At 63.9% G+C, this 13,088-nt stretch carries 13 protein-coding genes; all 13 read left to right on the top strand.

Annotated elements, in window-relative coordinates:
- Positions 1–8: 8 nt before the first annotated feature.
- The 13 genes from mdh (at position 9) to lpdA (ending at position 12,632) form a co-directional block, all read left to right on the top strand.
- The gene (gene mdh, locus P9272_RS06385) at positions 9–977 is read left to right on the top strand and encodes a malate dehydrogenase (RefSeq protein WP_278159860.1); all 969 of its coding nucleotides are present in this window, start codon (positions 9–11) and stop codon (positions 975–977) included.
- Between the two features lie 41 nt (positions 978–1,018).
- A complete protein-coding gene (sucC, locus tag P9272_RS06380) occupies positions 1,019–2,212 on the top strand; it encodes an ADP-forming succinate--CoA ligase subunit beta (RefSeq protein ID WP_128259610.1) in 1,194 nt (397 codons plus the stop codon).
- A gap of 4 nt (positions 2,213–2,216) precedes the next feature.
- The gene (locus P9272_RS06375; RefSeq protein WP_128259611.1) at positions 2,217–2,588 is read left to right on the top strand and encodes a cupin domain-containing protein; all 372 of its coding nucleotides are present in this window, start codon (positions 2,217–2,219) and stop codon (positions 2,586–2,588) included.
- A 3-nt stretch (positions 2,589–2,591) separates the two neighbouring features.
- Positions 2,592–3,089 carry a DUF1579 family protein gene (locus tag P9272_RS06370; RefSeq protein ID WP_278159859.1) on the top strand — a complete coding sequence of 166 codons (498 nt, stop codon included), beginning with the start codon at positions 2,592–2,594 and terminating at the stop codon, positions 3,087–3,089.
- Between the two features lie 83 nt (positions 3,090–3,172).
- Positions 3,173–3,469 (top strand): hypothetical protein, encoded by a 297-nt coding sequence (locus tag P9272_RS06365; protein ID WP_128259613.1) that lies wholly within the window; start codon positions 3,173–3,175, stop codon positions 3,467–3,469.
- On the top strand, positions 3,396–3,812 hold the full coding sequence (locus P9272_RS06360) for a PIN domain-containing protein (protein WP_128259614.1): 417 nt from the start codon (positions 3,396–3,398) through the stop codon (positions 3,810–3,812). The genes P9272_RS06365 and P9272_RS06360 overlap by 74 nt, the downstream gene beginning before the upstream one ends.
- 27 nt (positions 3,813–3,839) lie before the next feature.
- Positions 3,840–4,742 (top strand): succinate--CoA ligase subunit alpha, encoded by a 903-nt coding sequence (gene sucD / locus P9272_RS06355; protein ID WP_126080453.1) that lies wholly within the window; start codon positions 3,840–3,842, stop codon positions 4,740–4,742.
- A gap of 146 nt (positions 4,743–4,888) precedes the next feature.
- The gene (locus P9272_RS06350) at positions 4,889–7,876 is read left to right on the top strand and encodes a 2-oxoglutarate dehydrogenase E1 component (RefSeq protein ID WP_278159853.1); all 2,988 of its coding nucleotides are present in this window, start codon (positions 4,889–4,891) and stop codon (positions 7,874–7,876) included.
- Between the two features lie 45 nt (positions 7,877–7,921).
- Complete coding sequence (odhB, locus tag P9272_RS06345; protein WP_278159851.1) at positions 7,922–9,202, top strand: 2-oxoglutarate dehydrogenase complex dihydrolipoyllysine-residue succinyltransferase; 1,281 nt, start codon at positions 7,922–7,924, stop codon at positions 9,200–9,202.
- A gap of 16 nt (positions 9,203–9,218) precedes the next feature.
- Positions 9,219–9,944, top strand: a complete 726-nt coding sequence (locus P9272_RS06340; protein WP_278159849.1) for a DUF4241 domain-containing protein — start codon at positions 9,219–9,221, stop codon at positions 9,942–9,944.
- 29 nt (positions 9,945–9,973) lie between these two features.
- Positions 9,974–10,450, top strand: coding sequence for a hypothetical protein (locus P9272_RS06335; RefSeq protein WP_278159847.1), 477 nt, complete (start codon positions 9,974–9,976; stop codon positions 10,448–10,450).
- Positions 10,447–11,202 (top strand): glucose 1-dehydrogenase, encoded by a 756-nt coding sequence (locus P9272_RS06330; protein WP_278159845.1) that lies wholly within the window; start codon positions 10,447–10,449, stop codon positions 11,200–11,202. Before P9272_RS06335 ends, P9272_RS06330 begins: the two co-directional genes overlap by 4 nt.
- A 23-nt stretch (positions 11,203–11,225) precedes the next feature.
- Positions 11,226–12,632: a dihydrolipoyl dehydrogenase gene (gene lpdA, locus P9272_RS06325; RefSeq protein WP_278159843.1), complete on the top strand. Its 1,407-nt coding sequence runs from the start codon at positions 11,226–11,228 to the stop codon at positions 12,630–12,632.
- Positions 12,633–13,088 lie beyond the last annotated feature (456 nt).

Genomic DNA, 13,088 nt, shown 5'->3' with positions numbered 1-13,088 from the left:
ATCCTCAAATGGCACGCAACAAGATAGCGCTCATCGGCTCCGGAATGATCGGCGGCACGCTCGCCCACATGGTCGGCCTCAAGGATCTCGGCGACGTGGTGCTGTTCGATATCGCCGAGGGCATTCCGCAGGGCAAGGGCCTCGACATCGCGCAGTCGTCGCCGGTCGACGGCTTCGACTCCAGGCTTACCGGCGTCAATGACTATGCCGGCATCGAGGGCGCGGATGTTTGCATCGTGACCGCCGGGGTGCCGCGCAAGCCGGGTATGAGCCGCGACGACCTTCTCGGCATCAACCTCAAGGTCATGGAACAGGTCGGCGCGGGCCTGAAGAAGTATGCGCCGAAGGCCTTCGTCATCTGCATCACCAACCCGCTCGACGCGATGGTCTGGGCGCTGCAGAAGTTCTCCGGCCTGCCGACCAGCCATGTCGTCGGCATGGCCGGCGTGCTCGACAGCGCCCGCTTCCGCTATTTCCTGGCCGAGGAGTTCAAGGTTTCGGTCGAGGACGTCACCGCCTTCGTGCTCGGTGGCCATGGCGACTCGATGGTGCCGATGATCCGCTATTCGACGGTCGCCGGCATCCCGCTGCCCGACCTCGTCAAGATGGGCTGGACCTCGAAGGAGAAGCTCGACCAGATCGTGCAACGCACCCGTGACGGCGGAGCCGAGATCGTCGGCCTCTTGAAGACCGGCTCGGCCTATTACGCGCCGGCGGCCTCGGCGATTGCCATGGCCGAATCCTACCTCAAGGACAAGAAGCGCGTGCTACCCTGCGCCGCGCATCTCTCGGGACAGTATGGCGTCAAGGGGACCTATGTCGGTGTTCCGGTGGTGATCGGCGCAGGCGGCGTCGAGCTCGTTATCGAGATCGACCTGTCGAAGGCCGAGCAGAAGATGTTCGACAATTCGGTCGCAGCCGTCCAGGGCCTGACCGAGGCCTGTACCAAGATCGCCCCGCATCTCGCCGGCAAGTAATCTCACCGGCAAAATAATCGTCCTTCCCGGAGATCAAGCGCATGAACATCCATGAGTATCAGGCCAAGGCGCTGCTGAAGACGTTCGGCGCGCCGGTGGCAAGCGGCGTTCCGGTGTTCAAGGCAAGCGAGGCGGAGGCCGCCGCAAAGGCGCTGCCCGGCCCGCTCTATGTCGTGAAGAGCCAGATTCATGCCGGCGGCCGCGGCAAGGGCAAGTTCAAGGAGCTCGGCCCGGATGCCAAGGGCGGCGTGCGGCTGGCAAAGTCGGCGGCCGAGGTCGTGGCCAATGTCAACGAGATGCTCGGTCACACGCTAGTCACCAAGCAGACAGGACCCGCCGGCAAGCAGGTCAACCGTCTCTATATCGAAGACGGCGCCGACATCGCCCGCGAGCTCTATCTGTCGATCCTTGTCGACCGCTCGGTCGGCCGCATCGCCTTCGTCGTCTCGACCGAAGGCGGCATGGACATCGAGACGGTCGCGCATGAGACGCCCGAAAAGATCGTCACCGTCGCCATCGATCCGGAAAAGGGCGTGACGACCGATGACGTGAAGACGCTCAACGGCGCGCTGAAGCTCGACGGCGATGCCGCCAAGGACGGCGCATCGCTGTTCCCGATCCTCTACAAGGCGTTCGTCGAGAAGGACATGAGCCTGCTCGAGGTCAACCCGCTGATCGTCATGAAGGACGGGCACCTGCGCGTGCTCGACGCGAAAGTGTCCTTCGACAACAACGCGCTCTTCCGCCATCCGGACGTAATGGAATTGCGCGACACCACCGAAGAGGACGAGAAGGAGATCGAGGCGTCGAAATACGACCTCGCCTATGTCGCGCTCGACGGCAATATCGGCTGCATGGTCAACGGCGCCGGCCTGGCCATGGCGACCATGGACATCATCAAGCTCTACGGTGCAGAGCCGGCTAACTTTCTCGATGTCGGAGGCGGCGCCTCGAAGGAAAAGGTCACGGCGGCGTTCAAGATCATCACCAAGGATCCGGCTGTCGAAGGCATCCTGATCAACATCTTCGGCGGCATCATGAAATGCGATGTCATCGCCGAGGGCGTGATCGCGGCCGTCAAGGAAGTCGGCCTGAAGGTGCCGCTCGTCGTGCGCCTGGAAGGCACCAATGCCGAGCTCGGCAAGAAGATCATCAACGACAGCGGCCTCAACGTGGTGTCGGCCGACGACCTCGACGACGCGGCCAAGAAGATCGTCAAGGCGGTGAAGGGCTGAGCGGATGCCTCCGCGCAAGATAAACCTGGTCGAGGCGGCGGATCAAAAGATCGCCAAGGTCTTCGATCCGCACATCGCGGGCGACGTCAACGATGCCCAAGCCAAGGTCGCCAAGTTCGGCGAGATTTTCGATTGGCATGCGCATGACCATGAGGACGAGGCTTTCCTGGTGCTGCGCGGCAGGATCGCCATCGACTTCCGTGACGGGCCGGTCGAGCTCGGCGAGGGCGATTTCATCGTCGTGCCGCGCGGCGTCGAGCACCGGCCGCGTTCGCTCACCCCGGAACCGGTGGTGCTGATGTTCGAGCCGGCGACGACCTTGAACACCGGCAATGCCCGCAGTGACCTCACCGTCACCGATTTGAAGCGGCTGTGAACCATGAACGCGTCGCCCTTCTCCTCCCTATCGGACGGCCACCAACGCCTGCAGGCGCTGGTCGGCGCGTGGCGCGGCGAGGAAGAAGTCGCGGCCACGCAATGGACCGATGCCGGCACGGCGACCGCGGACGTTCAGGCCGAGGCTGAGTTCGGCGGCCTGTTCCTGGTGCAGCGCTATCGGCAGCGTCGCGACGGCACGGTCTCTTTCGGCGCGCATAATGTGTTCGGCTTCGACCAGCAGAACGGCCTCGTCACCATGCATCAGTTCGACTCGATGGGGTTCGTGCCGATGTCGCCCGCAACCGGCATGTGGAACGGCAATAAGCTGATTCTCGACCGCTCGTCGCCGCGCGGCGCCGCGCGCGTGACGTATGGTTTTGACGGCGCCGATACCTATCGCATGAAACTTCAGTTCAAGCCCGCCGGCAGCAATGCATGGCAAGACATTGTGAGCGGACTCTACCGGCGCGTTCCGCCTTCCGAGACGAAGGAAGGCTGAGCGATGGCGATCATAGGCAAGACGGTTGAAGGGCCACACATAATCACACATAATATGCCTGTGTATTTATGTGGAGGCGGACGATGAAAAACGTCACCCTGGCCATGGACGAGACTCTGCTTAAACAGGCGCGAAACCTTGCCGAACGTCGCAAGACGACGCTCAACGCCCTCATTCGTTCACTGCTTGCGCATGAAGTCGAGCAGGAAGACCGGATTGCCTGGGCGCGGGAAGGTATGCGCAGGCTGATGGCCGAAAAGCCGCTTGACCTGGGCCCTGCATACAAATGGAACCGGGACGAGATCTATGCCGAACGAGAAGATAGAATGCTTTCTCGACTCGAACGTTCTCCTTTACGCGGCCTCGGAGAGGACAAGTGATCCTCGCCGACACGATATCGCGCAAAACCTTGTGCTCGAGACTGTGTTCGGCGTCTCGGGCCAGACTTTGGCCGAATTCGCGAATGTCGCGAGACGGAAATCGGTCTTCGCCGATGCTGTGGTCGACGAGTGGCTGGTCTTTCTCGGCGCGCTTCCGTTTGTCCCGGTCGACCAGGCCTATGTCATCGCTGGGCTCCATCTCGCGCGCCGCTATCAACTCAAATATTACGACGCGGCATTGCTCGCGGCCGCGGAGCGGCTCGGCGCGCCGATTTTCTACACCGAGGATCTCAACCACAACCAGGTTTATGGCTCGGTCCGGGCCGTCAATCCTTTCCTCTAATCGCTGAAGTCAGGGGCGTTTCAACCCATGTCCATTCTCGTCGACAAGAATACCAAGGTGCTGGTGCAGGGTCTGACCGGCAAGACCGGCACGTTCCACACCGAACAGGCGCTGGCCTATCACGGCACCAAGATGGTGGGCGGCATCCATCCCAAGAAGGGCGGCGAGACCTGGACCGGCTCGAAGGGGGAAAGCCTGCCGATCTTCGCCACGGTGGCCGAGGGCAAGGCAAGGACCGGCGCAAACGCCTCCGTCATCTATGTGCCGCCCGCGGGCGCGGGCGAGGCGATCATCGAGGCGATCGAGGCAGAGATCCCGCTGATCGTCTGCATCACCGAGGGCATCCCGGTGATGGACATGGTCAAGGTCAAGGCGCGGCTCGACCGCTCCACTTCGCGGCTGATCGGCCCGAACTGCCCGGGCGTGCTGACGCCTGACGAGTGCAAGATCGGGATCATGCCCGGCAACATCTTCCGCAAGGGCTCGGTGGGCGTTGTTTCGCGCTCGGGAACACTTACCTATGAGGCAGTCTTCCAGACCACCAATGTCGGCCTCGGCCAGACCACGGCGGTTGGCATCGGCGGCGACCCGGTCAAGGGCACCGAGTTCATCGATGTGCTGGAGATGTTCCTCGCCGACGACGAGACGAAGTCGATCATCATGATCGGCGAGATCGGCGGCTCGGCCGAGGAAGACGCCGCGCAGTTCCTCAAGGACGAAGCCAAGCGTGGCCGCAAGAAACCGATGGCGGGCTTCATCGCCGGGCGCACGGCGCCGGCCGGCCGCACCATGGGCCATGCGGGCGCGGTGATCTCGGGCGGCAAGGGCGGCGCGGAAGATAAGATCGCGGCGATGGAATCGGCCGGCATCAAGGTTTCGCCGTCGCCAGCGCGGCTCGGCACGACGCTGGTCGAGGCGATCAAAGGTTAAGGCAGTAAGGGAGTAGGGCATTATGGCAGTAGGGGACAGGACTAACGGGACGAGCTGCGCGACCGCCTGCTTTCCCTGCTGCCTCAATCCCTCACTGTCCTATTCCCCTCCAAACTAGGAGACGGAGCCAGGCTCCGCAGACGAAAATGGCAAGACAAGATCAGGCCAACGACCAATTCTCGCTCACATCATTCCTCTATGGCGGCAATGCCGATTACATCGACGCGCTCTATGCCGCCTATGAGGACAATCCGGCTTCGGTCGATCCGGAGTGGCAGGACTTCTTCGCGGCGCTGAAGGACGACGCGGGCGACGTCCGCAAGAACGCCAAGGGCGCCTCCTGGGCGAAGCCCTCCTGGCCGCTGACGGCCAATGGCGAGCTGGTCTCGGCGCTTGACGGCAATTGGGGCCTGGTCGAAAAGGCGATCGAGAAGAAGGTCAAGGACAAGGCGGTCGTCAACGGCGCCGCGCTTTCCGACGCCGACGTGCACCAGGCGACGCGCGATTCAGTCCGCGCCATCATGATGATCCGCGCCTATCGCATGCGCGGCCATCTGCACGCCAATCTCGATCCGCTCGGCATCGCCAAGCCGCTTGAAGACTATAACGAGCTGTCGCCGGCCAATTACGGCTTCGCCGAAGCCGATTACGACCGGCCGATCTTCCTCGACAATGTGCTGGGTCTCGAATTCGGCACCGTTCGGCAGATGCTGGACATCCTGACCCGCACCTATTGCTCGACGCTCGGCGTCGAGTTCATGCACATCTCCGACCCGGAAGAGAAGGCATGGATCCAGGCGCGCATCGAAGGCGCCGACAAGGAGATCACCTTCACCGCCACCGGCAAGAAGGCGATCCTGTCGAAGCTGATCGAGGCCGAGGGTTTCGAGCAGTATATCGACGTCAAGTACAAGGGCACGAAGCGCTTCGGCCTCGACGGCGGCGAGTCGCTGATCCCGGCGCTGGAGCAGATCGTCAAGCGCGGCGGACAGCTCGGCCTCAAGGAAATCGTGCTCGGCATGGCGCATCGCGGCCGCCTCAACGTGCTTTCCCAGGTGATGGCGAAGCCCCATCGCGCCATCTTCCACGAATTCAAGGGCGGCTCCGCGGCCCCTGACGAGGTCGAAGGCTCGGGCGACGTGAAGTACCATCTCGGTGCCTCGTCGGACCGGGAGTTCGACGGCAACAAGGTGCATCTGTCGTTGACGGCCAATCCCTCGCATCTGGAAATCGTCGATCCCGTCGTGATGGGCAAGGCACGCGCCAAGCAGGACCAGCTTTCCGGCCGCGAACGCGGCGAGGTCGTGCCGCTGTCGGAGCGCGCCAAGGTGATGCCGCTGCTTTTGCATGGCGACGCCGCCTTCGCCGGCCAGGGCGTGATCGCCGAAATCCTCGGCCTGTCCGGCCTGCGCGGTCATCGCGTCGCCGGCACGCTGCACGTCATCATCAACAATCAGATCGGCTTCACCACCAATCCGCGCTTCTCGCGCTCCTCGCCCTATCCGTCGGATGTGGCCAAGATGATCGAGGCGCCGATCTTCCACGTCAATGGCGACGACCCGGAAGCCGTGGTGCATGCCGCCAAGGTCGCGACCGAGTTCCGCATGAAGTTCCACAAGCCGGTGGTTGTGGACATGTTCTGCTACCGCCGCTTCGGCCACAATGAGGGCGACGAGCCGGCCTTCACCCAGCCGATCATGTACCGCAACATCCGCACCCATAAGACGGTGGTGCAGATCTATGCCGACCGGCTGATCGCCGAGGGCCACGTCACCCAGGCCGAGGTCGACAAGATGCGGGCCGATTGGCGCGCGCATCTGGAAGCCGAATTTGAAGTCGGCCAGAGCTACAAGCCGAACAAGGCCGATTGGCTGGACGGTGCGTGGTCCGGCCTGCGCACCGCCGACAACCAGGATGAACAACGGCGCGGCAAGACAGCTGTGCCGGTGCGCACGCTGAAGGAGATCGGCAAGAAGCTGACCGAGGTGCCGAAGGATTTCGAGGCGCACAAGACGATCCTGCGCTTCCTCGAGAACCGCCGCCAGGCGATCGAATCGGGCGACGGCATCGACTGGTCGACGGCCGAGGCGCTGGCTTTCGGCGCCATCCTGCTCGACGGCAATCCGATCCGGCTTTCCGGCCAAGATTCGGAACGCGGCACCTTCTCGCAGCGCCATTCGGTGCTTTACGACCAGCGCGACGAGACCCGTTACATCCCGCTCAACAACCTCTCGGCGGCGCAGGCCGGCTACGAGGTCATCAACTCGATGCTGTCGGAAGAGGCGGTGCTCGGCTTCGAATATGGCTACAGCCTGGCCGAGCCCAAGGCGCTAACGCTCTGGGAGGCGCAGTTCGGCGACTTCGCCAACGGCGCCCAGGTGGTGTTCGACCAGTTCATCTCGTCGGGCGAGCGCAAGTGGCTGCGCATGTCCGGCCTCGTCTGCCTGCTGCCGCATGGCTATGAAGGTCAGGGGCCGGAGCATTCGTCGGCGCGGCTGGAGCGCTTCCTGCAGCTCTGCGCCGAAGACAACATGCAGGTCGCCAACGTCACCACGCCGGCCAACTATTTCCACATCCTGCGCCGGCAGCTGAAGCGCGACTTCCGCAAGCCGCTGATCCTGATGACGCCGAAGTCGCTGCTGCGCCACAAGCGCGCGGTGTCGACGCTGTCCGAGATGTCGGGCGAAAGCTCGTTCCACCGCTTGCTGTGGGACGATGCGCAATTGCTGCCGAACCAGCCGATCAAGCTGGTGAAGGACTCCAAGATCCGCCGCGTCGTGCTGTGCTCGGGCAAGGTCTATTACGACCTCTATGAGGAGCGCGAGAAGCGCGGCATCAACGACATCTACCTTTTGCGCGTCGAACAGCTCTACCCGTTCCCGGCCAAGGCCCTGATCACCGAGCTGTCGCGCTTCCGCAATGCCGAGATGGTGTGGTGCCAGGAGGAGCCCAAGAATATGGGTGCCTGGTCGTTCATCGATCCCTATCTCGAATGGGTGCTGGCGCATATCGACGCCAAGCATCAGCGGGTGCGCTACACCGGGCGGCCGGCCTCGGCCTCGCCGGCGACGGGGTTGATGTCGAAGCATCTCAGCCAGCTCGCCGCCTTGCTCGACGACGCCCTCGGCGAATAACCGGACGAAACAGACCTCAAGAAGACAAGAGAACGGACAGGCACAATGGCTACCGAAATCCGCGTCCCCACTCTGGGCGAATCCGTCACCGAGGCGACTGTCGGCAAGTGGTTCAAGAAGGTCGGCGACGCGATTGCCGCCGATGAGCCCCTGGTCGAGCTCGAAACCGACAAGGTGACGGTGGAAGTGCCCGCTGCGGGCGCCGGAACGCTGGCCGAGATCACCGTCAAGGAAGGCGAGACGGTTAATGTCGGCGCGCTGCTCGGCTCGATTTCGGCGGGCGGCGCGGCCGCTGCTCCGGCCACGAAGCCACAGGCGGTGGCGCAGGCCTCGAGCCCGGACGCGGCGTCCTCGGTCAAGCAGGCCGCGGCCGAGACTGCAAAGGTCGCCGGCGACGTCGGCCCGATCGAGCCGCGCACCATGCCGCCGGCCCCGGCGGCGGCCAAGCTGATCGCCGAAAACAATCTTTCGGTCGATCAGTTGTCCGGCTCCGGGAAGCGCGGGCAGGTGCTGAAGGGCGATGTGCTCGACGCGATTGCCAAGGGTGCGCCCTCGCAGCCGGCCGAGACGCCGAAGGCGGCACCCGCGCCGGTCGTCGCCCGCGCGCCGTCCTCGGCCGAGGATGCGCCGCGCGAGGAGCGCGTGCGCATGACCAAGCTGCGCCAGACGATCGCGCGCCGCTTGAAGGAGGCGCAGTCGACCGCCGCCATGCTCACCACCTTCAACGAGGTGGATATGAGCGCGGTGATGGCGCTGCGGTCCAAATACAAGGACGTGTTCGAGAAGAAGCATGGGGTGAAGCTCGGCTTCATGGGCTTCTTCACCAAGGCGGTGACGCATGCGCTGAAGGAGATCCCGGCGGTCAATGCCGAGATCGACGGCACAGACATCATCTATAAGAACTTCGCCCATGTCGGCGTCGCGGTCGGCACGGACAAGGGTTTGGTGGTGCCGGTGGTGCGCGACGCCGACCAGATGTCCATCGCCGAGATCGAAAAGGAGATCGGCCGGCTGGGTCTCGCCGCGCGCGACGGCAAGCTATCGGTCGCGGACATGCAGGGCGGCACCTTCACCATCTCCAATGGCGGCGTCTATGGCTCGCTGATGTCGACGCCGATCCTGAACGCGCCGCAATCGGGCATCCTCGGCATGCACAAGATCCAGGACCGGCCGGTGGTGGTCGGCGGCCAGATCGTCATCCGCCCGATGATGTATCTGGCGCTCAGCTACGACCACCGCATCGTCGACGGCAAGGAAGCGGTGACCTTCCTGGTGCGCGTCAAGGAAAGCCTGGAGGATCCCGAGCGGCTGGTGCTCGATCTCTGATCGGAGCTGATCCGCAATGGGCGGCTGGCTGGAAAGGTTCGGGTTCGCGTTGGGTCGCGCTCTTCGGACTTTTCGGCCAACGACCTCCGTCGCTATCGTCTCACCGGCGAAATTGATTGAATCGGGTCCGCCGCCGGAAAGCAGCAACGTCGGCGTCTTCGCCCTCAGCGATGCGGAAATGGCAGAACGGAAAATCACCGCCATCACGATCGGCGAGCTTGAATTGCCGACCGGAGAAATCGTCGCCTGCGATCCGCTCATCACCGGACTAAGGAGGCCTGCTTTCAGCCGCAAGGTCAAGCCGGGACGCTATCCGGTCATCCTGCTTCAGGCGCGGGGCTGCATTGCCGCAGCGGTCTTGCGGTTCGGCCCCGGCTTGCCAACGCGCTGGGAATTGGCGACCTTCGTTCCCGATCGCCCACCTGTCTATAAGTCCGAATTTCTTGAATTTATCGTCGATGACGCGGTTGCGTCGTTTATGGATAAGTCGGTCCTGACGCTAATGTCCAACCAAGAGGAACTTGACGATTATCTCGCCGACGTTGCGTGCACTATCGACAGGTTTTGTATCGATAGTCCGATTGAAGGCAATCCGATCAATGTAGCCATGTTCGACACTGGCTATGGCGACGGCGCGTACCGGTCTTTCTGGGGGTTGGACGCATCCGGTGAACCACTGCTCCTGATGACCGACTTCGAAGTGCTCGAAAACGCCGATGGCCGTAACGAGGCCGATCGATGAGAATACTTGCCTCACTCATAATCCGGTGGATGGCTAGATCGGCGGTTTTGTCGTCGGCTTCCGCTGCCCAGGCCGCGTGCCCGATCCAGCTTGCCGTCTATGGCGAGGCGCAGAGCGGCGCCGAGATCGACTTCACCCCGGCCGGCACCTCGGCCACGATCACCAACGCCTTCCGCATGATCCTCGACAACAATGTCGTGCTCGACGGTATCGCCGTGTGGACCGAGGGGTCGGCCGCGCGGCCGCATGGCTCGCTGATGTACAAATGCCCGACCGGCGACGTCACCGGCGAGGAGCTCGCCGCCTGCACGGTGTGGGAAGGCGTTATCTACAGCGCCGACGAGAAGGGCGCTGTCGGCCTGCTGCCGGCGGAGGGCGTCGACGCGCCGAAAAGCCTGATCCTGCCCGATCTCGGGCCGTCGCTCGAAATGTCGGCGGCTTATGGTCCTGCCGGCTTCTCCAAAGTGCCGTGGGATATCTTCGTTCTGAAAGGGTGCCAGGAATGAGTGCCGAGAAAAAGACGCTGCTGGTCACGGGCGGCAGCCGCGGCATCGGCGCCGCCATCTGCCGGCAGGCGAACCGGGCCGGCTACCGGGTGGCGGTGAATTACGTCTCCAATCAGGCCGCGGCGGACGCGCTGGTCGCCGAGCTAAGAGCCGACGGCGGCGATGCCTTCGCAGTCAAGGGCGATGTCGGCAACGAAGCACATGTCATCGCGATGTTCGAAGCCGTCGACCGGGCCTTCGGCCGGCTCGACGCCTTCGTCAACAATGCCGGCGTCGTCGATCTCAAGGCCCGGGTCGACGAGATGAGTGTCGAGCGGCTGGAGCGCATGATGCGCGTCAACGTCGTCGGCTCGTTCCTGTGCGCCCGCGAGGCGGTGAAGCGCATGTCGACGCGGCATGGCGGCAAGGGCGGCGCCATCGTCAACATCTCGTCCGCTGCCGCCCGGCTGGGCTCACCTGGCGAATATGTCGACTATGCCGCTTCCAAGGGCGCGATCGATACGCTGACGATCGGACTGGCGCGCGAGGTGGCGCTCGAAGGCATCCGCGTCAACGCGGTCAGCCCCGGCATCACCGAGACCGAGATCCATGCTTCCGGCGGCCAGCCGGACCGCGTGGCGCGGATGCAGGACATGCTACCGCTGAAACGCGCCGGCACGGCGGACGAAGTCGCGAGCGCGGTTCTCTATCTTCTGTCGGACGCGGCCTCGTATATCACGGGCGCGATCCTGAATGTGAGCGGCGGCCGTTAGGCGCCAAAGCAAAGGACACCATCATGGCTTATGACGTCGTTATCATCGGATCGGGACCGGGCGGCTATGTCTGCGCCATCAAGGCGGCGCAGCTCGGGCTGAAGACGGCGGTGGTCGAGAAGAACGCCACCTTCGGCGGAACCTGCCTCAACATCGGCTGCATCCCGTCGAAGGCGCTGCTCTATGCCTCCGAGATGTTCGCCGAAGCCGGCCATGCCTTCGATACGCTGGGCATCGAGATACCGGCGCCGAAGCTCAATCTCAAGAAGATGATGGCGCATAAGGACACGACGGTGGCGTCCAACGTCAACGGCGTCGCCTTCCTGTTCAAGAAGAACAAGATCGACTCCTTCCGCGGCACCGGCAAGGTCGTCGGCGCCGGCAAGGTTTCGGTGACCGGCGAGGACGGCAAGGTCGAAGAGATCGAGACCAAGAACATCGTCATCGCCACCGGCTCCGACGTCGCCGGCATTCCGGGCGTCAAGGTCGATTTCGACGAGAAGGTGATCGTCTCCTCCACTGGCGCGCTGTCGCTGGCCAAGGTGCCCGCAAGCCTCGTGGTGGTCGGCGGCGGCGTCATCGGATTGGAGCTCGGCTCGGTGTTGGCCCGGCTCGGCGCCAAGGTCACGGTGGTCGAGTTCCTCGATACCATCCTCGGCGGCATGGATGGCGAGGTGTCGAAGCAGTTCCAGCGGCTCTTGTCCAAGCAGGGCTTCGAGTTCAAGCTCGGCGCCAAGGTCACGGGTGTGGCCAGGGCCAAGAAGGGCGCGACCGTCACCTTCGAGCCGGTCAAGGGCGGCGCGGCCGAAACCATCGAGGCGGATGTGGTGCTGGTCGCCACCGGACGCCGGCCCTATTCCGACAGCCTCGGGCTGAAGGAAGCCGGCGTCGAGGTGGACGAGCGCGGCCGGGTCAAGACCGACGGGCATCTCAGGACCAACGTGCCCGGCATCTATGCCATCGGCGACGTGATCGCCGGCCCGATGCTGGCGCACAAGGCCGAGGACGAGGGCGTGGCTGTCGCCGAGACGATCGCCGGCCAGGCCGGGCACGTGAACTACGACGTCATCCCGAGCGTCGTCTACACCAGTCCGGAGATCGCCTCCGTCGGCAAGACCGAGGAGGAATTGAAGAAGGCCGGTATCGACTACAAGGTCGGCAAGTTCCCGTTCAGCGCCAATGGCCGGGCGCGCGCCATGCTGCACACCGACGGTTTCGTGAAGATCCTGGCCGACAAGGCCAGCGACCGCGTGCTCGGCGTCCATATCGTCGGCTTCGGCGCCGGCGAGATGATCCACGAGGCGGCTGTGCTGATGGAATTCGGCGGCTCGTCGGAAGACCTTGCCCGTACCTGCCACGCCCATCCGACGATGTCGGAATCGGTGAAGGAGGCGGCGCTGGCCACGTTCTTCAAACCTATCCATATCTGACCGGGCCTGGGGCCGAAGGCCATCGACATGTGAGGGTCACATAACAAACGGCCCGCCTTTCGGCGGGCCGTTCGTCGTTAACCGCGGTCTGATTACTGAGCCGGCGCAGGTGCCGGTGCTGGCGCAGGGGCCGGCGCGGGAGCAGGTGCCGGAGTTGGCGCGGGAGCCGGGGCAGGCGCCGGAGCGGGTGCGGGAGCAGGCGCTGCAGGCGCGGGGGCCGGCGTGGTGGCGGCCGGGGGCTCAGCCGGGGCCGGGGCATGCTGGCCGCCGCTTCTGCCAAAGACATAATACGCAACAATGGCCAGGATAATGACAACAAGGGCGATCAGCCACCCGCTGCCGCCGCCACCCGACCGGGGAGGCGGGCTCGAAGGGGTGAAGGGGTCGTTAGGGTTCGCCATGAAACGTGTCCTCCTTGGATGAAAGTCATCAAAATAACAGCCATCAACGCGCTGA

This window comes from Mesorhizobium sp. WSM4976 (assembly GCF_029625685.1).
In the GTDB taxonomy this organism is placed as follows: Bacteria; Pseudomonadota; Alphaproteobacteria; order Rhizobiales; family Rhizobiaceae; genus Mesorhizobium.
Note: the sequence above shows the minus strand (reverse complement) of the source record. Positions and strands in the feature narration are given on the sequence as shown.